This window comes from Poseidonibacter parvus, from assembly GCF_001956695.1.
Lineage (GTDB): Bacteria > Campylobacterota > Campylobacteria > Campylobacterales > Arcobacteraceae > Poseidonibacter > Poseidonibacter parvus.
The window spans coordinates 2,529,528-2,556,036 of the sequence record NZ_CP019070.1; the positions used below are offsets into that span (position 1 = coordinate 2,529,528).

At 27.8% G+C, this 26,509-nt stretch carries 28 protein-coding genes; 12 read left to right on the forward strand and 16 right to left on the reverse strand.

Annotated features, from left to right (window positions below; translation table 11 throughout):
* Complete coding sequence (cysS, locus tag LPB137_RS12450) at positions 1 to 1,404, forward strand: cysteine--tRNA ligase (protein ID WP_076088563.1); 1,404 nt, start codon at positions 1 to 3, stop codon at positions 1,402 to 1,404.
* An 80-nt stretch (positions 1,405 to 1,484) separates the two neighbouring features.
* Here cysS and rpsR read toward each other — a convergent pair whose 3' ends face one another.
* The 4 genes from rpsR to holA form a co-directional block, all read right to left on the reverse strand.
* Positions 1,485 to 1,742, reverse strand: coding sequence for a 30S ribosomal protein S18 (gene rpsR / locus LPB137_RS12455; RefSeq protein ID WP_076088565.1), 258 nt, complete (start codon positions 1,740 to 1,742; stop codon positions 1,485 to 1,487).
* Positions 1,743 to 1,760: 18 nt separating this feature from the next.
* Positions 1,761 to 2,291: a single-stranded DNA-binding protein gene (locus LPB137_RS12460; protein WP_076088567.1), complete on the reverse strand. Its 531-nt coding sequence runs from the start codon at positions 2,289 to 2,291 to the stop codon at positions 1,761 to 1,763.
* A 25-nt stretch (positions 2,292 to 2,316) separates the two neighbouring features.
* Complete coding sequence (gene rpsF / locus LPB137_RS12465; RefSeq protein ID WP_076088569.1) at positions 2,317 to 2,673, reverse strand: 30S ribosomal protein S6; 357 nt, start codon at positions 2,671 to 2,673, stop codon at positions 2,317 to 2,319.
* A gap of 84 nt (positions 2,674 to 2,757) precedes the next feature.
* Entirely contained in the window at positions 2,758 to 3,738 is a 981-nt protein-coding gene (holA, locus tag LPB137_RS12470) for a DNA polymerase III subunit delta (protein WP_076088571.1), read from the reverse strand.
* A gap of 61 nt (positions 3,739 to 3,799) precedes the next feature.
* Between holA and LPB137_RS12475 the strand changes: the two genes are divergently transcribed.
* Both LPB137_RS12475 and LPB137_RS12480 read left to right on the forward strand, forming a co-directional pair.
* Positions 3,800 to 4,177: a flagellar assembly protein FliW gene (locus tag LPB137_RS12475; protein ID WP_076088573.1), complete on the forward strand. Its 378-nt coding sequence runs from the start codon at positions 3,800 to 3,802 to the stop codon at positions 4,175 to 4,177.
* Positions 4,178 to 4,316: 139 nt separating this feature from the next.
* Positions 4,317 to 4,679, forward strand: a complete 363-nt coding sequence (locus LPB137_RS12480) for a hypothetical protein (RefSeq protein ID WP_076083344.1) — start codon at positions 4,317 to 4,319, stop codon at positions 4,677 to 4,679.
* A gap of 62 nt (positions 4,680 to 4,741) precedes the next feature.
* Here the strand turns inward: LPB137_RS12480 and LPB137_RS12485 are convergent, their stop codons facing one another.
* On the reverse strand, positions 4,742 to 6,595 hold the full coding sequence (locus LPB137_RS12485; protein WP_076088575.1) for an RNB domain-containing ribonuclease: 1,854 nt from the start codon (positions 6,593 to 6,595) through the stop codon (positions 4,742 to 4,744).
* A gap of 132 nt (positions 6,596 to 6,727) precedes the next feature.
* On the opposite strand from LPB137_RS12485, the gene ilvC reads away from it, so the two are divergent.
* The 4 genes from ilvC to LPB137_RS12505 are packed head-to-tail and all read left to right on the forward strand — an operon-like array spanning position 6,728 to position 11,231.
* Positions 6,728 to 7,750 carry a ketol-acid reductoisomerase gene (gene ilvC, locus LPB137_RS12490; RefSeq protein WP_076088577.1) on the forward strand — a complete coding sequence of 341 codons (1,023 nt, stop codon included), beginning with the start codon at positions 6,728 to 6,730 and terminating at the stop codon, positions 7,748 to 7,750.
* 44 nt (positions 7,751 to 7,794) lie between these two features.
* A complete protein-coding gene (locus LPB137_RS12495) occupies positions 7,795 to 8,937 on the forward strand; it encodes a divergent polysaccharide deacetylase family protein (RefSeq protein WP_076088579.1) in 1,143 nt (380 codons plus the stop codon).
* Positions 8,938 to 8,991: 54 nt separating this feature from the next.
* On the forward strand, positions 8,992 to 9,768 hold the full coding sequence (locus tag LPB137_RS12500; protein ID WP_076088581.1) for a DNA-processing protein DprA: 777 nt from the start codon (positions 8,992 to 8,994) through the stop codon (positions 9,766 to 9,768).
* A gap of 50 nt (positions 9,769 to 9,818) precedes the next feature.
* On the forward strand, positions 9,819 to 11,231 hold the full coding sequence (locus LPB137_RS12505) for a sensor domain-containing diguanylate cyclase (RefSeq protein WP_076088583.1): 1,413 nt from the start codon (positions 9,819 to 9,821) through the stop codon (positions 11,229 to 11,231).
* On the opposite strand, the gene nhaA is transcribed toward LPB137_RS12505, so the two are convergent.
* The 6 genes from nhaA to LPB137_RS12535 form a co-directional block, all read right to left on the reverse strand.
* Positions 11,228 to 12,415, reverse strand: coding sequence for a Na+/H+ antiporter NhaA (gene nhaA / locus LPB137_RS12510; RefSeq protein WP_076088585.1), 1,188 nt, complete (start codon positions 12,413 to 12,415; stop codon positions 11,228 to 11,230). The genes LPB137_RS12505 and nhaA overlap by 4 nt on opposite strands.
* Positions 12,416 to 12,494: 79 nt before the next feature.
* The gene (murC, locus tag LPB137_RS12515) at positions 12,495 to 13,799 is read right to left on the reverse strand and encodes a UDP-N-acetylmuramate--L-alanine ligase (RefSeq protein WP_076088587.1); all 1,305 of its coding nucleotides are present in this window, start codon (positions 13,797 to 13,799) and stop codon (positions 12,495 to 12,497) included.
* Positions 13,799 to 14,380, reverse strand: a complete 582-nt coding sequence (locus LPB137_RS12520) for a hypothetical protein (protein WP_076088589.1) — start codon at positions 14,378 to 14,380, stop codon at positions 13,799 to 13,801. The genes murC and LPB137_RS12520 overlap by 1 nt, the downstream gene beginning before the upstream one ends.
* Complete coding sequence (locus LPB137_RS12525; RefSeq protein WP_076088591.1) at positions 14,373 to 15,503, reverse strand: succinyldiaminopimelate transaminase; 1,131 nt, start codon at positions 15,501 to 15,503, stop codon at positions 14,373 to 14,375. The genes LPB137_RS12520 and LPB137_RS12525 overlap by 8 nt, the downstream gene beginning before the upstream one ends.
* Positions 15,504 to 15,520: 17 nt before the next feature.
* Positions 15,521 to 16,951: a COG3400 family protein gene (locus LPB137_RS12530; protein ID WP_228144672.1), complete on the reverse strand. Its 1,431-nt coding sequence runs from the start codon at positions 16,949 to 16,951 to the stop codon at positions 15,521 to 15,523.
* Positions 16,952 to 16,994: 43 nt separating this feature from the next.
* Complete coding sequence (locus LPB137_RS12535; RefSeq protein WP_076088595.1) at positions 16,995 to 18,356, reverse strand: TolC family protein; 1,362 nt, start codon at positions 18,354 to 18,356, stop codon at positions 16,995 to 16,997.
* Between the two features lie 137 nt (positions 18,357 to 18,493).
* On the opposite strand from LPB137_RS12535, the gene tgt reads away from it, so the two are divergent.
* The 3 genes from tgt to LPB137_RS12550 all read left to right on the forward strand — a co-directional run bounded on the left by tgt (position 18,494) and on the right by LPB137_RS12550 (position 20,325).
* Positions 18,494 to 19,618, forward strand: coding sequence for a tRNA guanosine(34) transglycosylase Tgt (gene tgt / locus LPB137_RS12540; protein WP_076088597.1), 1,125 nt, complete (start codon positions 18,494 to 18,496; stop codon positions 19,616 to 19,618).
* 70 nt (positions 19,619 to 19,688) lie between these two features.
* Positions 19,689 to 19,979 carry an Asp-tRNA(Asn)/Glu-tRNA(Gln) amidotransferase subunit GatC gene (gene gatC / locus LPB137_RS12545; protein WP_076088599.1) on the forward strand — a complete coding sequence of 97 codons (291 nt, stop codon included), beginning with the start codon at positions 19,689 to 19,691 and terminating at the stop codon, positions 19,977 to 19,979.
* 4 nt (positions 19,980 to 19,983) lie between these two features.
* Positions 19,984 to 20,325 (forward strand): arsenate reductase family protein, encoded by a 342-nt coding sequence (locus LPB137_RS12550; RefSeq protein ID WP_076088601.1) that lies wholly within the window; start codon positions 19,984 to 19,986, stop codon positions 20,323 to 20,325.
* A 54-nt stretch (positions 20,326 to 20,379) separates the two neighbouring features.
* On the opposite strand, the gene LPB137_RS12555 is transcribed toward LPB137_RS12550, so the two are convergent.
* From LPB137_RS12555 to serB, 3 genes are all read right to left on the reverse strand, one after another.
* Positions 20,380 to 21,744, reverse strand: coding sequence for a class II 3-deoxy-7-phosphoheptulonate synthase (locus LPB137_RS12555; protein ID WP_076088603.1), 1,365 nt, complete (start codon positions 21,742 to 21,744; stop codon positions 20,380 to 20,382).
* 88 nt (positions 21,745 to 21,832) lie between these two features.
* Positions 21,833 to 22,825 (reverse strand): transaldolase, encoded by a 993-nt coding sequence (locus LPB137_RS12560; RefSeq protein ID WP_076088605.1) that lies wholly within the window; start codon positions 22,823 to 22,825, stop codon positions 21,833 to 21,835.
* Positions 22,826 to 22,834: 9 nt separating this feature from the next.
* Positions 22,835 to 23,455 (reverse strand): phosphoserine phosphatase SerB, encoded by a 621-nt coding sequence (serB, locus tag LPB137_RS12565; protein WP_076088607.1) that lies wholly within the window; start codon positions 23,453 to 23,455, stop codon positions 22,835 to 22,837.
* 81 nt (positions 23,456 to 23,536) lie between these two features.
* Here serB and LPB137_RS12570 point away from each other — a divergent pair, with 81 nt between their 5' ends.
* A complete protein-coding gene (locus LPB137_RS12570; RefSeq protein ID WP_076088609.1) occupies positions 23,537 to 24,448 on the forward strand; it encodes a methylenetetrahydrofolate reductase in 912 nt (303 codons plus the stop codon).
* The gene (gene ruvX / locus LPB137_RS12575; protein WP_076088611.1) at positions 24,445 to 24,825 is read left to right on the forward strand and encodes a Holliday junction resolvase RuvX; all 381 of its coding nucleotides are present in this window, start codon (positions 24,445 to 24,447) and stop codon (positions 24,823 to 24,825) included. Before LPB137_RS12570 ends, ruvX begins: the two co-directional genes overlap by 4 nt.
* 20 nt (positions 24,826 to 24,845) lie before the next feature.
* Here the strand turns inward: ruvX and acpS are convergent, their stop codons facing one another.
* On the reverse strand, positions 24,846 to 25,196 hold the full coding sequence (acpS, locus tag LPB137_RS12580; protein ID WP_076088613.1) for a holo-ACP synthase: 351 nt from the start codon (positions 25,194 to 25,196) through the stop codon (positions 24,846 to 24,848).
* Between the two features lie 62 nt (positions 25,197 to 25,258).
* Positions 25,259 to 26,476, reverse strand: coding sequence for a glycosyltransferase family 4 protein (locus tag LPB137_RS12585; protein WP_076088615.1), 1,218 nt, complete (start codon positions 26,474 to 26,476; stop codon positions 25,259 to 25,261).
* Positions 26,477 to 26,509 lie beyond the last annotated feature (33 nt).

Consider the following 26,509-nt stretch of genomic DNA (forward strand, 5'->3'; position numbering starts at 1 on the left):
ATGAATAAGATATATATTTATGATTCAGTAAAAAAAGAAAAAGTTTTATTTGAAGCAATAGAAGAAAAAAAAGCAAAAATCTATGTGTGTGGACCAACAGTTTATGATGATTCACACCTAGGTCATGCAAGGTCTGCTATTGCTTTTGATTTACTTCATAGAGTTTTGAAAAATAATGACTATGAAGTAACAATGACAAAAAACTTTACTGATATTGATGATAAAATCATAAAGAAAATGTATGAAACATCTAGAAGCTTAGAAGATATTACAAGTGAATATATAAAAGCATATAAAGCTGATATGAGAGAACTTAATGTCTTAGATAATACTATTGAACCAAAAGCTACACAAAATTTAGAAATTATGAAAGATATGATTAATAATCTAATTTCAAAAGATATTGCTTATGTAATTTCTAATGGTGTTTATTTTGATACTTCAAAAGATTCTACTTATGGTTGTATTTCAAATCGTGCTAGTGATGAAAATTCACAAGCAAGAGTTGAAGTAAATACTGAAAAAAGAAACCCATCTGATTTTGCTTTATGGAAATTTGCAAAAGACGAAGATGTAATATTTGAAGCAAGCTTTGGTAACGGTCGTCCTGGTTGGCACATAGAGTGTTCAGCTATGATAGAAAAGCATCTTGCGTATAAAAATACAGCTTACCAAATCGATATTCATGGTGGTGGAGCAGATTTACTTTTCCCTCATCATGAAAATGAAGCAGCACAAACTAGATGTTCTTCAAATCAAGAAATTGCAAAATATTGGATGCACAATGGTTTTGTAAATATTGATGGAGAGAAAATGAGTAAATCTCTTGGAAACTCTTTTTTCCTAAAAGACGTTCTTAAATCTTATAGTGGTGAAGTTATTAGATTTTATCTTTTAACTGCTCACTATAGAACAGATTTTAACTTTAATGAAGAAGATTTACTTTCATCAAAAAAGAGACTTGATAAACTTTATAGAGTTAAAAAAAGAGTTTACGGTGGAGCTTCAAGCACTGTAAATAAAGAGTTTAAAGAAAAAATGATTAATGCATTGAATGATGATATAAATACTTCAAAAGCAATATCTTTTATTGATGAAATGATTGCAAATGCAAATGATAAACTAGATATTAACCCTAAAGACAAAGCTTTGAAAAAAGAACTTGTATCAAATATAGAGTTTATTTCAGATGTTCTTGGAATTGGAAATAGTGATGCATATTCGTACTTTCAGTTTGGAATTTCAAATGAAGAAAAAACAAAAATTGAAGAATTAATAGAAAAAAGAAATGTAGCTAAAAAAGCAAAAGATTTTGATACTGCAGATAAAGTAAGAGATGAAATTTCTGCTTTAGGAATTTCACTTATGGATACACCATCAGGTGTTGTTTGGGAAAAAGTTTAATACTTTTTTCTAAACTATGTAGGCATAAAAAAAGGGAAGAAGTTAAAACTTCTTCCCTTTTTTTGTGCTTTAACTAGAGATTATCTAGCAAATGCTGCATCAGTAACATTTTTAGTGTTAACGATGTATGGAACTAGTGCCATATGTCTAGCTCTTTTGATTGCTTTTTCTACCATTTCTTGAGAATTCTTAGAGTTTCCTGTAAGTCTTCTAGGCATAATTTTACCTCTTTCACTCATAGAAATCTTTAATAAATCAGAATTCTTATAATCAATGAAATCAACTTTCATTTCAGTATATTTACAATATTTTTTTCCGTATTTTCTTCTTTCAGCCATGTCGTTTTCCTTTAATTTCTAAAACGGTATTTCGTCTTCGTCGATATCTATTTCAGGTATTTTTTGCTCAGGCATTGAAGCTGCTTGAGGTTTATTACCACCATAGTTGTTCTGTCCATTTTGAGCATTAGAAGTTTTGTTATATTGATTTTCTGCTGGTTGGCTATACGATCCTTGAGGATTATAACCTTGGTTATCCCCAGCATTATTATTCATTGAATCACTTTTTGAATCTAACATTTTCATAGTTTCAACTCTTAAAGAGTGTCTATTTCTGTTAGTTCCATCTTGAGCAGTCCACTGTTCAAATACAAGTCTACCTTCTAATAAAACTTTTGAACCTTTTCGTAAGTATTGATTAGCAACTTCAGCAGATCTACCAAACATATTAAAATCTAAAAAACAAACTTCATCTTTTTGTTCTCCAGCAGCAGATTTATACTTAAAAGATGTTGCAAGAGCAGATTTTGCAATTGCTGCACCAGATGGTAAATATCTTAATTCAATATCTCTAGTTAGGTTTCCTACCATAATTACTTTATTATACATACTTAAGTCCTTAGTTTATAATTTACTACTTAGCAGCTTTTGCAGCAGCAGCATCACTCATTTTTGTCCATGCAGCAATTTCTTTTTTATTTTCATATTTAATGAAAATGAATCTCATGATATTTTCATTGATTCTATAGTTTCTTTCGATTTCAGCAAGTCCAGCTGGTTCACCTTTGAAATAAATAACGAAGTAGTAACCTCTTTTATTTTTTTCAATTTCGTAAGCTAATTGCTGAGAACCCATATCGTCGCATGCAGCGATTTCTCCACCATTCTTTTCAATTGTTGCTTTAACAGCATCGATTTGTGCTACAGTTTCTTCTTCAGTTAATGTAGGCTTAACAATAAACATTGTTTCGTAATGTTTTAATTTAGACATCTAATTTTCTCCTTATAGATTATGCCGGTATTTTTAGTTTTAACTAATATCAGCAAGGGTACTTTTTTTATAAAGTCATGGATTTTATCCAAATAAAACTGTAAACTTTCTTAGAGTTGCTTGTAAATATAAATTAGTGTTATCAATTTTAGAACTTTTTAATTCTAACTCTAAATTTAAAAGAAACTCTAACATCTCTTGGAACATCTGAGGTTTTATATTAATAGCTAGTTTTGATTTTTTTTCCCAAACAGCTTTAGGAGGAATAAAACCTAAAATTTCTTTTGGATTAGGAGCTCCATATGCTCTTGCATATGATGCTATCAAAAACAATTGCTGTACAAATGATGTAACTTGAGTAACTAAAAACACTTCATTTACACCCTCTTCTAGTAATAAGTTCAAATCATTACTTATATCTTTTCCTGATAATAAATTATGTAAGAAATCTTCAAAAGAGACTATTCCTATTCCAAAACAATGCGTATTTATTATATTAGATGTTATCTTTTCTTCTAAAATTGCAAGTTTTGATAAATCATTTATACATAATGATAAATCATTTTTATGCATAAAGTATAAGTGATTTAATGCAGACATTTCATAATTTATATTATGTTTTTTTGCTTCATTTTCTAAAAGTCTTACTGCTTCATTGTCATTTGGAGCAAACATTCTTACAACTGCAGAGTTTGTTTTAGCTGTAAAACTCTTTTCCATAGTTTTAAAATCACCATCTCCCATACATGAAAAAATAACTGTGCTATCCATGTTTGTATTGCAAGCATCGATTAAAGCATCAACTTCTTTTTTTGGAAGTTTTTTCTCGCACTTTATTAATAGAATATTATTAGATGAGAATAGTGAAGATTGAAGAAGTTTATCTTTTGCATATTTAAAATCATATTCATCAAAATATAATTTTTCAATCTCATCAGCCAAACCAAGTGAAGTAGCAACAATATTAGTGTAAAGTTCAACTAAATATGTTGACTGTCCATAAAACATGTAGGCATTAAATTTCTTATTTTGTCTTAAATGATTATCAAATTCGTTTTTATACATAGGATATATCTTATCCTAAGTTATCTTTTAATATTATTCATAATCTAACAAAAGGTTTATAATGTATAAAATAGAACTACCACTATTAGGTTTTGAAAATATTAAAGAATTAAATATAAAAACTATTGATAATAATTTTTCCACTTTAATTTTAAATGAAAATAAAAAACTAAATATAAACATTGTAGATATATCTTATTTTAAAAAAATGAATTTTAATTTTAATATTGATGATGAAGTATTAAAAAAACTACATATACATGAACAAAAAGATTTTAAAATATACTTTTGTGTTGTAATGCAAAATCCAATTGAAGACTCAATTGTAAATTTAGCAGCACCTATTTTAATAAATGAAAAACATAAATTAATAGGTCAATATGTTATTAAAAATAAAATACCTAAGTTACTTACAACTTTAAAAGATAACATACTTTAAACATTAATATTTTTAACTTCTAAAACTCAACACTACACAAACAATAAACGAACTCTTTACGCAAGATACACATAAAAAATCTATAATACACTTATCAAACAAACGAAAATAAAAAATTAATATTTAAAAGGATTTTAAAATGAAAAAATTATCAACAACTATTATAGGATTAAGTTTATTAGCAGGAAGTGCATTATCAGCACAAGATACATTTGCAAGTTTTTACCCAGTTGAGAACGATGACACTCCAAGTTATCTTTCTTCAGTTCAAGATGATTCAAAAGCTTATCAAACTTTAGCAGTAGCAACTAGTGATAACAAAGTATTTGCATCTTTTTATCCACTAGAAAATAGTGATACACCAGATTATTTAAGTTTTAACAATACACAAACATCAGCAGCAAGTACTAATATTTTAGCAGCATCTGCTATTAGTCATTGTACACTAGCTTCTTTCTATCCAGAAGAAGATACTGATACTAGACTTCATACTTCTTGTTAATATTTTAACAAGAAACCCCTCTCCTTAATTTAAGAAGCTAGCAATTTATTTTGTTAGCTTTTTTAATATTTAACCGAACATATTACTTGTTTAGTAATAATATCAACCTCTTTAATTTTTACTCTTAATTTTGTGAAAAGTTTCTGACCTTTCATATTATCAATAGTCACTTTTAATCCAGAAATAGTATCATATGAAACTGCCCTATTTCTATCAGTATCTACTATTTTTACTTTTATTTCACTTCCAATATTATCATTTGCCCAACGTGCATATTTTCTATCTTCATAATCCCAAACTAATTGAGCTACTTTTCTTTCATTTAAAGAGATATGCTCACAAATTTCATCAATATTTTTTGGAGTTTGCTTTGATTTTAAAATTCTATGTAAAACTAAATCCGAATATCTTCTAATTGGAGATGTAAAGTGAGAATATGAAGAAAAACCTAAACCAAAGTGACCTAGATTTTTTGAGCTATATTTTGCTTGAGTTTGTGATTGAATAATAAGTTCATCAATCTCTTCACTCATCATTGAAGCTTTTGCTTTTTTCTGAATATGTGTAATTGTATCATGAACATCATTTTGTACTTTTACTTTTACACCTAAAATATTTACATCATCAACTAATCTTGAAATTGCTTTTAAAGATGGCTCTTCATGAATTCTATAAATTCCTACATTATTAACTTTTTTACTAGCTTCAATATTTGCTAAAAGCATACACTCCTCGATTAATTGATGAGAAGCAGTTGAACTTTCACTATCAACTGATACGATTTTGAAGTTTTTAAGTTTTTGTCGCAATTCTGTAGTTCTAAAGTCATAACCATTTTCTAATCTTTTAGCTCTAAAGTTTTTAGTAATTTCATATAAAGGTAATATATAATCAAATATTGTTTTATCTACATCTCCATATTGATCCAATTTACCTTCAAGAACTCTATCTATTCTTCCATAGGAATATTTTCTATGTGAATTTATAATAGCTTCAAAAAGTTGTGATTTTTTAGCACATTTATTTTTTAAATCTAATTGGATTTTAAAAACATAAGAGTATCTGTCAACTCCTTCTTTTAGTGAACACATCTCTTCACTTAATTCATTTGGAAGCATTGGTAAAACTTTTCCTGGCAAATAAATTGAAGTTGATTTTAAAAATGCTAATTTATCTAAAGCACTTCCCTCTTTTACAAAATAAGAAACATCAGCAATTGCTACATATAAAACTTCTTCATCTTTATCATAATAAATAGCATCATCGTGATCTTTTGCAGAATTTGGGTCAATTGTACAAAAAGGTAAATGTGTTAAATCAACTCTTTGATTTTCATCATTCATTTTTGCGTCAACTTCTAAAGGTTTTTGTGTTCTTATTACTTCATTATATAAATGTAAAGAGATAAGTTCATCTATTTTTGGATCAGCAATATTTCCTAAACTTTTTATTAGTTCAATAGATTTATTATCAACTAATAAAACCTCACCTTCTTCATATGAAGATGCACCTTTATTTTCTAATTTGATATTTTCTTTTACAGTATAAAAAGATTTCTCTTTTATATAAACTAAAATATCATTTTTCTTTCCATCTAAAACTTCAATGATATTAGCTTTTACTCTTGACCTTGGATTAAAAACTCTTTTTGCTAATACTAAGTCACCATTATAAGCTCCATTTAATTGATCAAACTCTATTTTTATGTTTTTATGTTCACTTATTAAATCTTCAAGTATTACTAAGTTTTTTCCAACATTAACAATTGCGACTTTATATTTTGAATTAAGTTCATAAGTTTCATCATCTAATTTAATGACAATACCTTTTTTAATAAACTTTTCTATTTCGATTAATTCAGTTTTATTATATGTCTTATCTGCACTTTGTATCTTTTTAAAAAGCTCTTTTAGCAAGTTAATTCCTTGTTTATATATAATGTAATCCTATCTAAAATATCTTGAGTATTACTATTTTTTATCTTTAGTTACTATGTTTTTAGCTTTTTTTGGGTATAATCTCTAAAATTTTACTAGAGGGACATAATAATGGCATTAGACGTATACTATGATAAAGATTGTAATATTGATTTAGTTAAATCAAAAAAAGTAGCAATGATTGGTTTTGGATCACAAGGTCACGCACACGCAGAAAACTTAAGAGATTCTGGAGTTGAAGTTGTTGTTGGTTTAAGAAAAAATGGAGCTTCATGGGCTAAAGCTGAAGCTAAAGGTTTTGAAGTTAAAACTGTTGCAGAAGCAACTGCTATTTCTGATATCGTAATGATTTTATTACCAGATGAAAATCAAGCTGATATTTACAAAAATGAAATCGAAGCTAACTTAAAAGATGGTGCTACTGTAGCATTTGGACATGGTTTTAATATCCATTATGGAAGAATTGCACCTGCAAAAAACATCAATGTAATGATGGTAGCTCCAAAAGCTCCAGGTCATACTGTAAGATCTGAATTTGTTAAAGGTGGAGGAATTCCAGATTTAATTGCAATTCACCAAGATGCAAGTGGAACAACTAAAGAATTAGCATTATCTTATGCTTCAGCAATTGGTGGTGGTAGAACTGCAATTATTGAAACAACTTTCAAAGATGAAACTGAAACTGATTTATTCGGAGAGCAAGCTGTATTATGTGGTGGTGCTACTGCATTAGTTCAAGCAGGTTTTGAAACATTAACTGAAGCTGGATATGATCCACAAATGGCATACTTCGAATGTTTACATGAGTTAAAATTAATCGTTGACTTAATGTTTGAAGGTGGAATCGCTGATATGAGATATTCAATTTCAAATACTGCTGAATACGGTGATTATATTGCTGGTAAAAGAATCATCAATGATGAGTCAAAAGCAGCTATGAGAGAATTATTAAAAGAAATTCAAGATGGTAGATTTGCAAAAGACTTTATCTTAGAAGGTCAAGCAGGATACCCAAGAATGAATGCTGAAAGAAATAATCAAAGAGAAACACTAATTGAAAAAACTGGTGTTGAACTTAGAGAAATGATGCCTTGGATTGCAGCGAATAAAATCGTTCAACAAGACAAAAACTAATAAAAGAATTAAGGAAGATTTTCTTCCTTGATTTATAACTTACTATGAGTAATAAAAAAACTAAACGAAAAACTAAAAAATCATCACAAGTTTCAAAATCTAAATTAGCAAAGATTTTCCTACTAATATTTTTATTTGCATTTATAGCTAGTGGCTTAAGCTATTTTATAATGAAAAATGAGAATTCAAATAAAACTATTAATAATGACATTCTAAAATCAGAAAAAAAAGAAATTACTGAACTCAAAAAATTCCAAAATGAAAAACTAGATGAATATTTTGATAAGCTTGAAACACCAAAAGAAAAATTTGAAGAATTAACAGAAGAGTTAAAAAAAGATTACGATCAACATGAAAAAGAAGATCATCAAACAGTAAAAGAAAATAAAGAACCTAAAAAAGTAGTAAAAAAAGAAACACCTAAAAAAGAACCCTCACCAAAAGAAAACCAAGTAATAAAAAAAGAACCTGTAAAACAAAAACCTAAATCTACTGTAAAAACTAAAAAAGAAACTTATCATTATAACAAAAAGAATAAAGCAAAAATTGCTATTGTAATTGATGATGTAAGTAGTAGCAAACAGAAGAAAGCAATTTTAGATATTGGTTACGATGTTACAATGGCTTTTCTTCCCCCTCAAAAAGGTCATATAAATTCTGCAAAAATAGCACAAGACCAAAAAGTACATATGATACATTTTCCAATGCAAGCAGGACCTGGATTTAAATCAACAGAAAAAATCACTTTAACAATAAATGATTCTTATGCAAAAATTGAAGGAATTGTGAAAAACTTACGAAAATGGTATCCAAATGCTGTATATACAAATAATCATACAGGTTCAGTATTTACCCAAAATGATGCTGCTATGGACAAACTATTTCGTGCATTAAAAAAATACAACTTTATTTTTGTGGATAGTAGAACAAGTGCTAAATCAGTTGCAAAAAAATATGCTTTAAAATATGGTATGCCTTATATCGTAAGAAATACTTTTTTAGACAATAAAAAAGATTATGATTACATTCAAAATCAACTTAAAAAAGCAATAAAAATTGCTAAAAAAAGAGGCTATGCAATTGCAATTGGTCATCCTCATTCAATGACTATAAAAGTTTTAAGAGAATCAAAACATTTATTAAAAGATGTTGAACCTATATTTATAAATAAACTTCCATATCTTTAAGCTTTAAAATATATAACTAATAATATTATTAAATAAAATATTATTAGGCTATTTATGATTAATCAAATTTCATTTAATATTCCCGAATTAGAAAATATGAAAAAATATCCAAGTGAACTTTTTTATATTGGAAATACAAATCTTTTAAAAAAGAAAAAAATATCTATAATAGGTACTAGAAGACCCTCAACTTACACAAAAGAGTTTACTCATAAACTTGCATCAAAATTATCAAGCTTTGATATTTGTATAGTTAGTGGTGCTGCTATGGGTGTTGATGCTATTTCTCATATTGCAGCAGGTTATGATAATACAATTGCTGTTGTTGCAAATGGCTTAGATATACGTTATCCAAGTGTAAATAAAAACTTAATCTCAGGAATCGAGCAAAAAGGATTAATGCTTTCAGCTTATAAAACAGGTGAAAAAGCACGTAACTATACTTTTGTTTTAAGGAATGAAATAGTCGTAGCTTTAGGAGATATTTTAATAGTAACCCAAGCTGATATTAAATCAGGAAGTTTAACTTCTGTTAATTATGCTCTTAAAATGGGGAAGAAAGTATATACTTTATCTCATAGAATTAATGAAAGTTTAGGAACACAAGAACTTGTAAAAAAAGGCTTAGTTGAAGTTATTTATGACATTGATGAATTTCTACAAACTATTACGAATAAACTTCCATCATTAAAACAAAATGATGAAATACTTCACTTTTGTGATACAAATCCAAGTTATGAAGAAGCTATAAGTAAGTTTGGTGATGCAATATTAGAATATGAACTTGAAGGTAAAATAAGAATTGAAAATGCAAAAGTGTCAATAATATGATTTTTTATAAAAAATAGTTATAATCAAATACTATATTACAGAGGCAGCTTATGAAAAGAAGAATTTATTTCTATTATCTTATATTTAATATAATCGTTGTTTCTTTCTTTTCTATTTATTTATACGCTTCTTATATTCAAAAAAAGTCTCTTGTAACTGAACAAACAAAATTAACAAGTCTTCTAATAAGTGAATGGATAAAAGGCTCATTTTTAGCATCTGATTATGTACTAAGAGATATTATTGATAAGGTTCCTGTTTCTGCATTAAAATATCCAGCAAGTAATCTTGTTGAGCATGATAGAATATCAAAACTTATAGTTAAAAAAAGTCAGACTTTAGCTCATTCAAATGGTGTAGGACTTAATGATGAGAACTGCATTATTACACACACTCCATCAATTGTAGGTTTTGATGCTAGTAAACGTGAATGGTGTTATAAACCTATGAGTAATCCTAAATTTGAAACTTATGTTTCTAATATGTTCATGAGTAATATCAATGAAATGATGGTTATTCAAGTACGTAAATTTCCAGACAATAAAGGCTTAGCTGGTATTGGTGTTAATTTATCATTCTTTTCACAATGGGTAGAAAAAGTTAAGTTAGGTAGAAATGGAATAATCAGTATAGTTGATAGTAATTTAAATCTTTTAGCTAGACAACCTTTAATCTTAGAAGCTTTAGGAAAAGAAGTAAAATCATCAATTGTAAAAAATTTTATCACTTCAAATGAAAAAAGTATGATATATTCAAATGCATCACCCCTTGATAATAAAGAAAGATTATATAGCGTTAGAAAAGTTGAAAACCTTCCTTTTATAGTTGTTGTAGGTGAAGCAAATGAAGATTGGCTTGATAACTGGCATATGCAAGTATTTATTTCTATATTAATTACTCTTTTATTATGGGTAATGGCTTGGATAATCTTACGTCATTATTCACATATCTTAAGTCAAAAGAGTGAACTTGAAAGAATTTCAATAACAGACCAACTAACTAAATTATACAATCGGCACAAGCTAAATGACGTCCTTCAAAGTGAGTTTAATCGTGCCCAAAGAATTGATTATTCATTTACTGTAATAATCATAGATATAGATGATTTTAAACTTATAAATGATACTTATGGCCATAATGCTGGAGATAATATTCTTAAAGAATTAGCACAATTACTTAAAGATAATATCAGGATTACAGATACTTTAGGAAGATGGGGAGGAGAAGAATTCTTAATTATTATTCCACAAGGTGAAAATAAAAATGAAGAAATTCTAGCTCAAAAACTTAGAAGTAAAATTGAAAAGCATTCGTTTTCTAATGTTCCAAAACTTACAGCAAGTTTTGGAATTTCACAATACAAAAAAGGTTATAGTATAAATGATCTAATTAAAAATGCAGATGATGCACTTTATGAAGCCAAAGGAAATGGTAGAAATCAAGTTAGAATAAAAAACATCTAATTTTTAAACCTTTTACGACTTTTAACTTTCAATAATATTAAATATCCAAGTACTCCAGAAAGAACAGAACCTATTAAAATAGCTAGTTTATCAGTATATGAAAACATAGCCGAGTCTTGAAAAGCTAGTGAATCTATAAATAAACTCATCGTAAATCCAATTCCTGTTAAAACACTAACTCCATAAATTTGTGCCCAAGTAGTACCTTTTGGCAAAGACGCAAATTTAAATTTAACAGCTAAGTAAACAAAGAAAAATACTCCTAATTGCTTACCAATAAAAAGACCAAAAATAATTCCAAGAGATACAGGGTTTATAATTAAATCCAAAGATAATGATCTTAAATCAATTCCTGCATTTACAAAAGCAAATATAGGTAAAATATAAAAAGCAACCCAAAAATGTATATAATGCTGTAAACTTTTTACAGGAGAAATTCTTTTTCTTTTCTCATTTATAGCATTTAGTGGAATTGTAAAAGCTAGAATAATACCAGCTAATGTTGCATGAACACCTGATTTTAAAACAAAAACCCATAAAATTACTCCAACAAAAGCATAAGTACTAACTAATGTAATTTGCATTTTATTCATAGTAATTAAAACAATAATACAAACTAGTGCCATAAGTAAAGACATAGTAGAAACATCTGAAGTATAAAAGAATGCGATAATTAAAATAGCACCTAAATCATCAAAAATTGCTAGTGCCATTAGAAATATTTTAAGTGAAACAGGAACTCTTTTTCCTAAAAGTGATAAAATTCCCAAAGCAAAGGCAATATCAGTAGCAGTTGGAATTGCCCAACCTCTTAATGCAAACTCATTATCATAATTAAAAGCAACATAGATTAAAGCAGGGACTAGCATTCCTCCAATAGCAGCAATACCAGGAAGTGCGATTTTAGAAAGAGATGATAAATGTCCTAATATCAACTCTCGTTTTATTTCTAAACCAATAAGTAAAAAGAAAATTGCCATTAATCCATCATTTACCCAAAGTATCAAAGGTTTTGAAATATCAAGAATAGTACCTATTTTAAATTCAATAGGAGTGTGTAAAAAGTTATTGTAAAACTCAGATAGAAAGGTATTGCTAAATATTAATGCAAGTAGAGTAACAAGCATTAATATAATACCAGCTGTTGATTCTTTTTGTAAAAATTTTCGTACTAATACTTTCATAATATTTGCCTTTAAAGCTTAATATATTATTTTAGTATAAAGTACTTTATTAAATATTAAAACGAATTTTTAGTATTACCTAGTGTCTTAACTGGTAAGTTATATCTCCAGCACCAACACCTAAGAAAATACCTTCATCATAACTTTTTATGATTTTTTCATCTTTTATTAAATCTATTCTTCCAGCAGTTGAAGAGATTCTATCTGCAAAGATTGGATTATATGCTGCAAACTCTTTTTCAAAATCTATATCAATTTTTTGTTCACCTGGAATTGTCCAAATAGGAAGGATAATTAACTCATCACATCTTCTAAAACACTTTTTGAAACCTTCAAGATTATCACTTGTTCTTGAGTATTTATGAGGTTGCCATAGAACTATTCTATTATTTAGATTTGTTAAGTTGTCATATAACTCAACTGATTTCATTGTAACTTCAATCTCTGTTGGATGATGAGCATAATCATCAATTACAACAAATTTATCATTTGCTTGAACTACATCAAATCTTTTTTTAATACCTTTATATTTTAAAAGGTTAACTCTTATACTTTCAATATCAAGTTCATTTAGTGCTGCTAAAATTGCTAAAGATGCATCAACTGCAATATGATAACCAAATCCCCATACTTCAAATGTTCCTAAGTCTTTTAAATCAAATCTAGTACAAGGCTCTTTATCTTTTAATGTATATGATAAGTTTTTAATATCCTTGCTTGGATAAAGATAAGTAGCCTCTTGAATTTTTAACTTAGCAATATCTTTATCTTCACCATTTAAAACTCTTTTTTTAGCAAGTCCTATAAAACTTTCATAAGCAGAGTAAAACTTATCATAATCATAGTGATAATATTCCATATGCTCTGGTTCTGCATTTGTAACAATTGCACAATATGGATTTGAAAGTAAAAAAGATGCATCTGATTCATCCGCTTCAAAAGCAACTAAATCGTTCACATACCTAAAGTTTGAACCAAAATCTTTTGAAATTGCACCAATTAGTGCTGAACTTTGTAAAATTGAAGCTAAAATCGCTGTTGTAGTTGATTTACCATGAGCCCCTGCCACACAATAATTTTTCTTATCACCTAAAACAATAGGAAGTGCTTCTTTTCTTGAAAGTGTTCTTGTTTGATTAAGTCTTGCTTGAATTAATTCAGGATTTTCATCTGTTACTGCTGCTGAATATATTACTAAATCAAAATCATCTTTAATGTTCTTTGCTTCTTGAGGACAAGAAACTTGTATACCTTCATTTTGAAGCTCTTTTGTAATTGGTGAGTCTTTCATATCAGAACCAGATATTTCATGACCATCGTTATTTAAAAATCTTGCTAGAGCAGAAAGTCCAATTCCACCTATTCCTATAAAATGTACTTTCATTAGCTATCCAATAAGTGTTTTAAATTTTTGTATTCTTTTTCTAAGGTGTCTTTATTATCATTTAAAAATTCATCAGTATTAAACTTGAAATTCATAATAAAGTAACCATATTTTTCTTCATCATTTTCTTTTTCATGATCAACACTAGTATCATAAAAAAAGTCTAGTTGATTTCTAGTAGATAAAACTATAATTAAAACATTTAAAGCTTTTTCAAGTTCAACATCTTCTATAATATTTGCTAGTACAAAAATTAATTCTTTTGCACCATCAAAATTATCATAAGACCATTTTTCAATTGCATGTTCATAAAATGCTCTTACATAAAGTAAATTATCATCTTCAAGTTTTAATTTTACATTTTCATTTACAATTTTTTCAACATTTGCAAATGATGTTTTTAAAATTTGCTCATAAAGTTTATTGATTTTTTCTTCTTCTAAATCTAAAACTAACATCGAATCTAATGTCTCATACATTGCTGAAATATTTTCTTCTTCCATTGATTTAACTCTAGTTTCTTCAAGATACTTTATAAAATCAGGGTTAGTTCTTGCTTCATTTAATTGTTCTTTATCCATCAATAAAATCCTTTAATCTTTTTAATACTTCTTCAGTTTTTTTTGCATTTTCTACAAGAGCTATTCTTACATAACCTTTTCCAATTCCTTCTCTTCCTAAAAAAGAACCAGGTAATACTTTTATGTTTTTTTGTCTATATAATTCTCTTGTAAACTCTATTTCATCTTCAACTTCAAGCCAAATATAAAAAGTCGCTTGAGGTGGTTTTACACCTAATATTTCATAAGCTAATTCAAAATTCTTTTTATAGATACTTCTAAAATACTCTACATGACTTTCTTCATTCCAAGCTGCAGCTGCAGCATATTGAAGAGGTACAGGAGAAGCACAGCCTACGTAAGTTCTATATTGCATGTACTCTTTTAATATCTTTGCATCACCTGCAATAAATCCACTTCGTAAACCAGGTGCGCTACTTCTTTTTGAAATAGAATTCATAACAAGTACATTTTTAAACTTATCATTTCCAACTAATTTTGAAGCTTCTAAAAGTGAAGCTGGTTTATCATTTTCATCAAAATAAATTTCAGAATAACACTCATCATTTATCAAAATAAAATCATATTTTAAAGCTTTTTCAACCCAAGTTCCTAATTCTTGCACACTCATAGAAGCCGATGTAGGATTATTTGGAAAATTTAAAACAACTAAATCACATTTTTTTAATTGCTCAGCACTTAGTTCTGCTTTAAAATCATTCTCTTTTACTAAATCAATATGTATAACTTCTGCCCTACTTGCAATTGCAGCACCTTCATAAATTTGATAAAATGGATTCGTAAAAGCAATCACAGGGTTTTTTATATCAAATAATGCAAACTGAGGAAAGTTAAATAATACCTCTCTTGTTCCAAATGTTGGAATTATTTGTGAAAAATCTAAATTTACATCAAATCTTTTACTTACAAAATTAATCATTGCTTCTTTTAATTCAGGTATTCCAGCAGATGCAGGATATTTTTTCAATAACTCAGTTGAGTTTTTTAATGTATCTTGTATAAAATCAGGTGTTTCAAATTTTGGTTCACCAATAGTTAATGCAGATAATTCATAATTTCCATTACCTTCAACATCACTTAAAATTTCTGTTAGTCTTTCGAAAGGGTATTTTTCAAAATTCATTTATTTTTCCTTAATTTCTATTGTTCTTCAACTATTGGAACTAATAATTGATTATATTTATTCATATCAAAAGAGATAAAATCAGTATTTGTATAGAAGAATTTAAATGAAAATCTTTTTTTAAGCATTTCTTCTTTTAAAGGTAAAATTTGAAGCATACTTTTTTGCTTTTTTAATTCACGTATAGGATTTTCACTACTTGATATAATTTCTATTTTTTCATTAAATATTTTTGCAAGATTTTCAAAATGATCTAAAAGGTTTGTTTTATCTTCTTCTTCACCAATAGGATCTAAATCAAAAATTCTTGTTTTTGTTTTCATTTGACTTGCAACATCAAAAACAATAGGTGAGATTTGTTCATAAGAATGCGTATCATTTAATAAAACAACTGTTTGTTTTATTGATTTCAATTTCTCATTTCCTAATTTAAAAATAGGAACTTTTAAGTTAATAATATTTTTTATAGAATCTTTGTCTTTAAACATTTCTTGGGTTAAAATCATCATTCCAATATCATACTTTCTAAAATCTTCTTTTAAAATTTTATTAAAGCCCTTATTTGAGTAATCAATTCGCATAACAATACTATCAAAATATTTAAACTCATTTTTAATATGGTCCATAATTTGAGGTGTTGTAGGTCTTGTAATTCTAACTATTAATTTATTGTTTTTTAATTTTTGATTTAATGTTTTAGCTTCTTCAATTGCTTTTTTTACACTTAATTCATTTTGTAAATAAAGGTCTAAATATAAATATATATTATGTCCAAAGGGCATTGGAAATTGACCTTGAGTTTTACCAATTGCATTATATATTTGCATTAAAACATAAGGTTTACCAATTACTAAAATTACATCATTTGGCTTTAAAACTAGTGATGGTTTTATATTTACTAATTGTTGATTTCTATAAAGTGCAAATATTTTCCATTCTTTTTGCTCAATTGATCCAATATATCTATAGGCATAAGAGCTTCCAAAAGGAACTCTAATTTCCATAATTTCACCTTGTTTTAGACCAATATTTTGAGCAACAACTGGAATATTTGGAAGTCTTTCAACCATCCCATTTGCTAAAACTTCAATTCCTTTATAAACATTTATATAAGGATCTTTTAACCCTAATCCCCAATAATCCAAAACTGTCATTTGAAGATTTTTTTTATGGCTTCTAATATTTTTTGTTACATTAATCATCTCATCTTTAGAGTTTAATGCAATTAAAACTTCAGTATGGATATTCTTATCTAAAACCATAGCAAGCTTAGAGTTTGAAGTTGGGTCAAACTTATAAAAAGTAAAGTTTGAGGGCTTTTGAACAGGAAGAATGGCATCACTCATATAAATAATATCATAAGAGTTATCGCCAGTATTTGCTTCTACGATACGATGCATCAATTTTTTTGCAACAATACCATCTAAAATAATCAAGATTTTTTTCATTCGGATATTATATCTTTTTTAAATTAATAGTAGATTTATATTTTTATCTTACTTCCTCACCAATTAATTTATCAATCTTAGCTAAAGACATTAGGTAATCATGTACATATTTTAAGTAATCAGCTTTTACATAAGATTCAATATATTGTGATTCAATAACCTTTTGAGAAGTCACTGCATCAATTTGATATGCTCTTATATGTAGTTCTCTACTGTTAGTTGCAAGTTTTTTTGCTTTCTTTAGTGTCTGTATTTGTTTAAAACCAATAAGTGCTGTGTTAAGTTCATTTTTAATTTGTAGTGCAACACCATCTTTTATCATATCTTCTAATAAGTGCAATTTCTTTTTTTCTAATTTCTTTTCTGCAACCATATTAGTTGTTCTAAAGCCATCAAATAATGGCATTTCAGCAGCAAAACCAACATTCCAAGAATTCTCTTTGTCATCACTTAAATATCCATATTTATAAGAGTTATAAGTATGTGAAACTTCACCCATAATTGCAAGTGTTGGGTAATGACCTGCTTGTTGTTCTTTTATTTGCTCTTTTGATATTTTTAAAGCAATATCCATTTTTCTAATATCACTATTTGATTTGTATGCACTTTGAACTAGTTTTGATAGTGAGTATTTAGGAGGTAATAATTCATTATTTGTATATTTTGCTTCTATTTTACTATCCCATGGTAATCCCATAGCATTTGCAAGTGCAGATTTTACTAAAAATCTATTCGCATCAATTTTTGCAACTATTGATTCAATCAATGCAAGAGTAACTTGAATAGATAAGTAATCAGTTTTCTTAACATTTAAAGAATCACCACTTTCGTAAAACTGCTTTGTTAAACTCTCAACATAAGTCATACTATCAAGTGTTGCTTTTGAAATCTTATATAATTCATTAGTTAAAACATATCCATAAAAATATTTTTTAATATCATATGCAACATCTAAATCAGTTCTTTTTATTGTATTCATTGCTAATAATTTATTTAATTTTGCTTGCTCAATTACAGAAGATATCTTTCCACCTGTAAATAAAGGGTATAAAAGATTTAATGAACCTTTTACTGTGTCTCTTCCTAAGGCAGTTGCATCAATATCAGCAGGGATACTACTCCTTCCTAGTGCGATAGCTAGATCAGCTGGTAGTTCAAAAGTACCTCTTTGTTGATAAATAACATCTTCTTTAACTCTTTGTCCTACAACCATTGCATTTATAGCTGGATAGTTTGCACTAATGGCTTGCTTATATTGTACATTTGCAATTTCAAGTGCAATTTTTGAAATTTTATTTTGTTTATTATTTTCTAATGCAATTTTTATTGCTTCACTTAAAGTAACTTCTTTTACACTTGCATACAAAGCATTTACTATCAATAGAAAAGCTAATATAAACTTCATTTATCTTCCTTGTTATAATTTTATTCATTAGTATAACATAATTTAATAATAATTAAATGAAAGTTAATAAATATTATTTTTATAAATTAATTTACTTTTGATATAATTGCGTAATTACAATAAAGGTTTTTTATCAAATGCAATTTCAAATAGATGCAACATCACACCATAAAACTAGAGCATGTACAATTAAAACAGCTCATAGTACAATTCAAACACCAGTTTTCATGCCAGTTGGTACTCAAGGAACAGTTAAAACACTTGATGCAAATGACATGCTTGAACTTGGTGCAAAAATTATTTTAGGGAATACATACCATTTATACTTACGTCCAGGAAGTAAGATAGTTAAAAAAATGGGAGGACTTCATGGCTTTTCAAAATTCCCAAACTCTTTTTTAACTGACTCTGGAGGATTTCAAGCTTTTTCTTTAAGCAAAAATACAAAACAACATGAAGATGGAATTATGTTCAAATCTCATATTGATGGAAGCAAGCACTTCTTTACACCTCAAAGTGTACTTGATACACAATATGATTTGGGTTCTGATATTATGATGATTTTAGATGATTTAGTAGCACTTCCAAATACAGATGAAAGAATTGAAAAGTCAATTCAAAGAACAACTAAATGGGCGCAAGAAGCAATAACTTATCATAAAGCTCAACAAGAAAAAGGTATTGGAGTAGATCAAAATATTTTTGCAATTATTCAAGGTGGAACTAGCAAAAAATTTAGACAAATGAGTGCTGAACAATTATGTTCACTTGAAGACTATGATGGTTTTGCAATTGGTGGATTAAGTGTTGGTGAACCTAATGTTGATATGTATAAAACAGTTGAATGGACAACAGACTTTATGCCAAAAGATAAACCAAGATATTTAATGGGTGTTGGAACTCCTGAAGATTTAATTGAAAATATTGAACGTGGTGTTGATATGTTTGATTGTGTAATGCCTACAAGAAATGCAAGAAATGGAACACTATTTACAACATTTGGAAGAGTTAATATTAGAAAAGCAGAATTTAAAGAAGACTCACAGCCTATAGATCCTGCTTGTGATTGCTATACTTGTAAAAACTTTTCAAGAGCATATTTAAACCATCTTTATAAAGCAGGTGAAATGACTTTCTTTAGACTTGCATCTATGCATAATATTCATTACTATTTAACTCTAATGAGTAAAGCTAGAGAAGCTATATTAGCTGATAATTGGATTGAATTTAAAGAAGATTTTTATAAAAAAAGAGAAAAATAAGCAAAAGAAGAGTTAATCTTCTTTTAGATAAAATACCAAAATATATAAACAATAAGACAGAAGGAATAAAATGACTGTTGATGATAACTTAATTGCAAAACTATCAAAATTATCTAGTTTAGAAATAGATGAGTCAAAAAAAGAAAACTTAAAAGCAGAACTTGCTGATATTATTAACTTTGTTGAAAATTTAAATGAAATTGATGTATCAGGTATTGATGCAACATTCTCTACTATTGAAGGTGGAAGCCCCCTAAGAGAAGATGAAGCTAATCAAGATTTAGAATTATCGAAGCATATACTAAAACACTCTCCAAAGAGTGAAGATGGTTACTTTGTAGTTCCTAAGATTATAGAGTAAGCTTATGATTAAAGTTTATGGAATAAAAACTTGTGACTCAGTTAGAAAAGCCTTAAGGTTCTTTAAGGACAACGAAATAGAAGTTGATTTTTTTGATTTTAAAAAAGAAACACCAACTTCACAAACTGTAGATTCATGGGTAGAAAAATCAGATTTAAATTTACTTTTTAATTCAAGAGGAACTAAATATAGAACTTTAAAATTAAAAGAGTTAAATTTGGATGATGAAGGAAAAATCAAGTGGCTAAAAGATGAACCAATGCTTTTTAAAAGACCAGTGATTGAATATGATGGAAAAGTAATGGTTGCATTTAATGAAGAAGTTTACAAAGAAACTTTTTTATAAAATATTTTAAACTATGAAATTAAAAAAGGGGAAGTTTAAAAACTTCCCCTTTTTTTATACAATAATATCTTTTCTAGCTTCTTTTAAAGTATCAGCAATCATAAATGATAACTCTAAAGCTTGATCAGCATTTAATCGTGGATCACATTGTGTGTGATATCTCGATGCTAATCCTTCAGTTGTAACAGCTGAACTTGTACTTCCTGTACACTCAGTTACATCTTGTCCTGTCATTTCTAAGTGAATACCACCAGCGTATGTTCCTTCTGCTCTATGGATTTGGAAGAATTGTTTTACTTCTGATAAAATAGCTTCAAAATCTCTAGTTTTATAACCATTATCAGCTTTGATAGTATTTCCATGCATTGGGTCTGATGACCATAATACATTTTTACCCTCTTTTTTAACTCTTTTTAAAAGTTTAGGGAAATGTTCACCTATTTTATTTGCACCCATTCGAACAATTAAGTTAAGTCTTCCTGCTTCATTATTCGGGTTTAATTTATCAATTAATTGAATAAGTTCTTCTTCTTTCATTGTTGGACCTACTTTACAAGCAATAGGATTTTGAATACCTCTAAAATACTCAATATGAGCATCTTTTAAGTCTCTTGTTCTATCACCAATCCATAACATATGTGCAGCACAGTTAAACCAATCACCAGTAATTGAATCTCTTCTTGTAAGTGCTTGTTCATAATTTAATAATAATGCTTCATGTGAAGTAAACAGTGTAGTTTGTGCAAGAGCAGGTGAAGTTTCACTTGTAATTCCACAGGCTTTCATAAAGTTTAATGATTCAGTAATTTTAGAAGAAACCTCATCATATTTATCACCTAAAGTATGATCATTTACAAAATCAGTATTCCATAAATGAACTTGATTTAAATCAGCCATTCCACCACGAGAGAAAGCACGAAGTAAGTTCATTGTCGCTGCACTTTGATTATATGCTTTTAATAACTTTTTAGGTTTTGGATTTCTAGATTTTTCATTAAAATCAATATCATTAACAATATCACCTCTATACGAAGGTAATGAAATACCATTTATTTCTTCAAAATCTGAAGATCTAGGTTTTGCAAACTGTCCAGCAACTCGTCCTACTTTTACAACAGGACAACCTCCTGAGAATGTTAATACAACAGACATTTGCATCATAACTTTAAAAAGATTTTTAATATTATTTGCATCAAAAGCTGTAAATGATTCAGCACAATCTCCACCTTGAAGTAAGAATGCTTTTCCATTAACAACATCTGCTAATTGATTTTTTAAATTTAGTGCTTCCCCTGCAAAAATTAAAGGAGGATAAGAAGCTAATTCTTTTTCTACTTTTTTTAACTTTTCTAAATCAGGGTAAGTTGGTTGTTGCTTGATTGGAAAATCTCTCCATGTATCTGGATTCCAATTATTCATTTTATTGCCTTTTAATTTTAAATTGTATTATTTTATCTAATCTCATCTTAATGAGTTTATATATCTTTGTTACTGTTTTGTAATTTTACTAGTTAATTAATTTTGATAATAAATCTTTAAACGATACTTTAAATGCATCTAAACCTTGTGTTAAAAGGTCATTATAAACTTTTTCCATATTAATTTTTTTCTCTTCTAAGTTTGCAAAGTATTCATTACACTCTTCTTCGCTTATTATTTGAGTTTCTTCTTTAACCCCATCTTTTAACCAATCTTCAATTGTTGCAAGTGGAGCAGTATTTACAGAGTTTGGAAAAATTAAATTATCAATGTAATAACTTGGAGCTAATTCATTACCTTTAACACCCGTACTTGCAAATAATGTTCTTATATTTTTATTTTTTAATTTATTAATTTCATGATAACATTTTGTAGCATTTACAATACCTAATTTAGAAGCTTCTAAACCTTTTGTTACAAAATCAGCATCACACATTCTATCAAATCTAGAAACGAATACAGAAACAACTGCTTTAATATCTTTATTTGATTCTATAATACCTTCATTAAGTGCTTGTGCACATTTAATAGCTTGATCTGGTGAGAAAATTAATGTTGCATTTACATGAATACCTCGAGAAGTTAACTCTCTCATTGCAATATATCCAGCATTTGTTGCAGGAACTTTAATCATTACATTTTCTGCATTAATTGAAGAATATAATCTTAAACCTTCTTCAATAGTACCTTGTGCATCATCACATAATAATGGATCAACCTCAATAGAAATAAATCCATCATCAGTATCATTTTTGTGTAAATCAGATAAAAGCTGGGCTGCTCTTTTAATATCTGTAAGTGCTAATTCTTCATAAATAGTTTTTGCATTATTAGCTTGTAACATATCAAGTTGTTGTTTATATGCAACAGAATTTGATATTGAAGATTCAAAAATTGCTGGATTTGATGTAGCTCCTTGAATAGTTTCATCTTTAATTATTTCTTGAAATCTATTTTCTAAAAAATCTCTTTCTATAAAATCACACCATAAAGAGTAATTAATATTTTCTTTTAAACTCATCTTTTATCCTTATATTTTTTCTAAAATTTTTGTTAAATCTTTTTCATCTATTATTATATTTGCTTCTTTTTTTAATACATCTCTTGCACAAAATGCAATTCTTGTATCAGCATGAGCAAACATAGATAAATCATTAGCTCCATCACCACAAACTAAAGTATCAGCTTTGCTAACACCTAAAATAGCTTGTAATCTTTGAATCATATCACCTTTTGATGATGAGAACATCATATCTCCACCTACAAGACCAGTTAAAATTCCATCTTTTTCATGTAAAATATTTGAAAAATCTGCATCTAAACCTAATATATCTTTTGCAGGACTTGTTCCTATTCTAAAACCACCTGAGAAACATACGACCTTGTAGCCTTTTTCTTTTAATGCAGGAATTAATTCTTTTGCACCTGGCATTAGTGGTAAATCTTTACATATTTCTACTGCTTTTTTATATTCTAAGCCTTTAAGTAATGCAACTCTTGTAGTTAAAGATTCAAAAAAATCAAGTCTTCCTGACATTGCTTCTTCTGTAATTTCTGCAACTTCTTTTCCTATTCCTAACTCATCTGCTAGAAAGTCAATTGTCTCTCCATCCATAAGTGTTGAATCAAAATCAAAAACAGCTAATTTCATTAATTTTCCCTAGTTTTAGTCTTTTAAGGATATAATATTATCTAAATTAAACTAAATATACTAAAAGGATTGTTTTTCACTATGTTTGAAACACTGATACAAAAACTACAAGAAGATAAATATTTAACATTAGAAACAACACCACAGCATGAACCATCTATGCATAATATTATTGAAAGAATTAAAAAGTTTAACCTACAAAGTAAAGTAGATGGATTCTCTTGTACAGATAATCCTCTTGCAAAATTAAAATACAATGCATTATTCGCATCATTAAAACTACAACAAGAATTCTCAAAACCCGTAATTGCAACTATGTCTATGAGAGATAGAAATAAAATTGCTTTACAATCTGATCTTTTAGGAGCAAGTGACTTTGATGTACGTGCTATTTTAGCACTAACAGGAGATCCTGCTAAAATGAGTGACCAGCCTCATGCAAAAGGTGTATTTGAAGCAAACTCATTAATGCTTTTAAAAATCATTAAGTCATTTAATTATGGAATGGACTTTGCAGGACATCCTTTTAAAATTGAACCAAAACAAATCTTTCCATTTTCAGTTGTAAACTCTTATGCAAAAAGCTTTACATCACTAGAAAAAAAGATGCATAATAAAATACAAAATGGTTCATTAGGAATTATTACTCAGCCTTTATTTGATGTTGATAATGCTAAAAAACTTTTAGAATCATTTGACAAAGCAAAAGAAGATGTTGAGGGAGATAAGAAAAAATCTCAACTAATTATTGGATTATTCCCAATTACAAAACTAAGAACTGCCTTATTTTTATCAGCCCAAGTTCCAGGAATTCATGTACCACAAATGTGGATTAATAAGCTTGAATCTGCTCATAAAATTTCTGTGGATGAAGAATATAAAGTTGGAATGCAATTAAGTCAAGATATTTATAAAGAAGTTCGGAAAATACATCCAAAAGTTCACTTAATGACAGCAAATAAATTTGATATTGCAAATGAGATTATTTCTTGAGTATAGCAAGTATTGATATTGGTTTAAAAAGAATTGGTCTTGCAATATGTGTTTCTTCAAATATTGTAACACCTAAAGATGCAATTTTGAGAAAAAATAGAAATCAAGCTGCACGTGATGTAAATATATTTTTAAAAGAATGGGATATCAAAAAACTTGTAGTTGGATATCCAAGTTCAAGTCTTGATATGCAAAAAAGAATAAAACACTTTGTAAACTTACTAGAGCTTGAAATTCCCTATGAATTTCAAGAAGAAAATATGAGTTCAATTGAAGCAGAAGATATGATGAAAGGTCAAATCAAGTATAAAAGAGATGGAAGAGTTGACTCAATAGCAGCAAAAATTATACTTGAGAGATTTTTAGCTAAACAATAACTATCTTTTTTATAATCTCTTTATTTTAAGATATTATGAACAACTGCTATTGCAAAACCTTCATCATGTGTAATAGAAACATGAGACTCTTTAATATTAAATTTTTTTCGCACCTTTTTCTTATATTTAATCTTTGGAGCACCTTTTTCTGTTTTTGATATTTTAATATCATGAAAAGAACAATCAGCTCCAATACCTGTGCCAATTGCTTTACTTGCAGCTTCTTTAGCAGCCCAAAAACCTGCAGCAGTTTCTGGTCTTTTAATTAAAGCTATTTCCTCTTCATTTAAAAATTTTTCATAAGCACGTCTACCAAATTTTTCATACATTTTTTTTATTCTATTAATAGAAGCTATATCTATTCCTGTCATTTTAAACCTATCTTTTTTATATCATTAATTCAAAGAATTATATCTTGTTTCGACTGTGTTTATTAGAAATACTTTGCAAGTCTATTAAATAATCCATGCCAAGTTTTATCTTCTAAAGTTTTTATTACTTCATCTATTTTGTATTCTTGATTATCTACTATCTCTTGACAAACTGCATCAATATTTTTTAAAATATCTTCTTCAAAACCTTCAATATCTTCACTAAAAGGAGTATCTACATTTTTTAATCTTGGCATTTTTATATACCTAATAGCTTTTAAATCTTTTAAATCTTCTCCTAAAAAATCATCAAGACCTGGTAAATTTGTACATATAACTTTTGCACCTGAAGCTAAGGCTTCGATTACAACTAAAGGAAGTCCTTCAAAAAAAGAAGGAAGAATAAATATGTCACAACTTCGTAAAAACTTTGCTAATTCATCTTGTGCAATTGCACCTAAATAGTTTATTTGCGTTTTTCTTACTTTTATACTATCTATAATTTCAACACTCTCTTCTACATTTCCATGACCAATTAAATTTAATTCAATATTTTCATAGTTTTTACTTTTATCAATTGCATTTAAAAGATTTGGTACACCTTTGTAATTACATATTTTTCCTATGTATGCAATTTTTATTTTTTTATTTTTATCTCTTTTTATTGGAAAAAACATTTCAGGGTTATAGCCACTTCCACTTGTAATTACTTGATTTTCTTTTAAATCATAAAGTTCTTTTATCTCTTTTTCTTGTGCAGAATTTAAAGCAAAAAGATAATCACACTTTGGCACTTTTTCTTTTACAATGGGTACTAACATAGGTGAGCGCTCAAGCTGTCTTAAATCAGTTCCATGACATAAAACTAATACTTTTAAATCCGGATATAAATCTTTTATAAAAGTACATAAAAGCCAAATATGATTACAAATTACTACATCTGGTTTAAAATCCTCAACTGCTTTTTTTATGATTTTTTTAAAGGCTTTTTCATATGCTTTAAACATTTTTTGATCTAAAGAACTATACTTTGTACTAGAATATGGCATAACATCACTCATTCCAACAACAGGAAAATCTAGCTCTTTTGTTTCAAATAATACAGGATAAAAGTTTTTTAAATCTAAATTATCAATTCCAGGGTCTTGTTCATAGATAGGAACACCTGCTAATACTGCTTGTTCATAATTTTTTTCAAAACCAGTTTTAAATAATTGTTGTAAAAATACACCACTTCCAGTTTTCCCTGGTCTTTGTGCTAAAGCATGTAATATTCTCATTTTTTCTCTTTAGATTTAGTTTTTTGTAAAGCC

Bases quoted from the DNA above. Each gene is read 5' to 3' on its own strand.
- cysS (WP_076088563.1), top strand. From the start codon at position 1: ATGAATAAGATATATATTTATGATTCAGTAAAAAAAGAAAAAGTTTTA.
- rpsR (WP_076088565.1), bottom strand. From the start codon at position 1,742: ATGGCTGAAAGAAGAAAATACGGAAAAAAATATTGTAAATATACTGAA.
- LPB137_RS12460 (WP_076088567.1), bottom strand. From the start codon at position 2,291: ATGTATAATAAAGTAATTATGGTAGGAAACCTAACTAGAGATATTGAA.
- rpsF (WP_076088569.1), bottom strand. From the start codon at position 2,673: ATGTCTAAATTAAAACATTACGAAACAATGTTTATTGTTAAGCCTACA.
- holA (WP_076088571.1), bottom strand. From the start codon at position 3,738: ATGTATAAAAACGAATTTGATAATCATTTAAGACAAAATAAGAAATTT.
- LPB137_RS12475 (WP_076088573.1), top strand. From the start codon at position 3,800: ATGTATAAAATAGAACTACCACTATTAGGTTTTGAAAATATTAAAGAA.
- LPB137_RS12480 (WP_076083344.1), top strand. From the start codon at position 4,317: ATGAAAAAATTATCAACAACTATTATAGGATTAAGTTTATTAGCAGGA.
- ilvC (WP_076088577.1), top strand. From the start codon at position 6,728: ATGGCATTAGACGTATACTATGATAAAGATTGTAATATTGATTTAGTT.
- LPB137_RS12495 (WP_076088579.1), top strand. From the start codon at position 7,795: ATGAGTAATAAAAAAACTAAACGAAAAACTAAAAAATCATCACAAGTT.
- LPB137_RS12500 (WP_076088581.1), top strand. From the start codon at position 8,992: ATGATTAATCAAATTTCATTTAATATTCCCGAATTAGAAAATATGAAA.
- LPB137_RS12505 (WP_076088583.1), top strand. From the start codon at position 9,819: ATGAAAAGAAGAATTTATTTCTATTATCTTATATTTAATATAATCGTT.
- nhaA (WP_076088585.1), bottom strand. From the start codon at position 12,415: ATGAAAGTATTAGTACGAAAATTTTTACAAAAAGAATCAACAGCTGGT.
- murC (WP_076088587.1), bottom strand. From the start codon at position 13,799: ATGAAAGTACATTTTATAGGAATAGGTGGAATTGGACTTTCTGCTCTA.
- LPB137_RS12520 (WP_076088589.1), bottom strand. From the start codon at position 14,380: ATGGATAAAGAACAATTAAATGAAGCAAGAACTAACCCTGATTTTATA.
- LPB137_RS12525 (WP_076088591.1), bottom strand. From the start codon at position 15,503: ATGAATTTTGAAAAATACCCTTTCGAAAGACTAACAGAAATTTTAAGT.
- LPB137_RS12530 (WP_228144672.1), bottom strand. From the start codon at position 16,951: ATGAAAAAAATCTTGATTATTTTAGATGGTATTGTTGCAAAAAAATTG.
- LPB137_RS12535 (WP_076088595.1), bottom strand. From the start codon at position 18,356: ATGAAGTTTATATTAGCTTTTCTATTGATAGTAAATGCTTTGTATGCA.
- tgt (WP_076088597.1), top strand. From the start codon at position 18,494: ATGCAATTTCAAATAGATGCAACATCACACCATAAAACTAGAGCATGT.
- gatC (WP_076088599.1), top strand. From the start codon at position 19,689: ATGACTGTTGATGATAACTTAATTGCAAAACTATCAAAATTATCTAGT.
- LPB137_RS12550 (WP_076088601.1), top strand. From the start codon at position 19,984: ATGATTAAAGTTTATGGAATAAAAACTTGTGACTCAGTTAGAAAAGCC.
- LPB137_RS12555 (WP_076088603.1), bottom strand. From the start codon at position 21,744: ATGAATAATTGGAATCCAGATACATGGAGAGATTTTCCAATCAAGCAA.
- LPB137_RS12560 (WP_076088605.1), bottom strand. From the start codon at position 22,825: ATGAGTTTAAAAGAAAATATTAATTACTCTTTATGGTGTGATTTTATA.
- serB (WP_076088607.1), bottom strand. From the start codon at position 23,455: ATGAAATTAGCTGTTTTTGATTTTGATTCAACACTTATGGATGGAGAG.
- LPB137_RS12570 (WP_076088609.1), top strand. From the start codon at position 23,537: ATGTTTGAAACACTGATACAAAAACTACAAGAAGATAAATATTTAACA.
- acpS (WP_076088613.1), bottom strand. From the start codon at position 25,196: ATGACAGGAATAGATATAGCTTCTATTAATAGAATAAAAAAAATGTAT.
- LPB137_RS12585 (WP_076088615.1), bottom strand. From the start codon at position 26,476: ATGAGAATATTACATGCTTTAGCACAAAGACCAGGGAAAACTGGAAGT.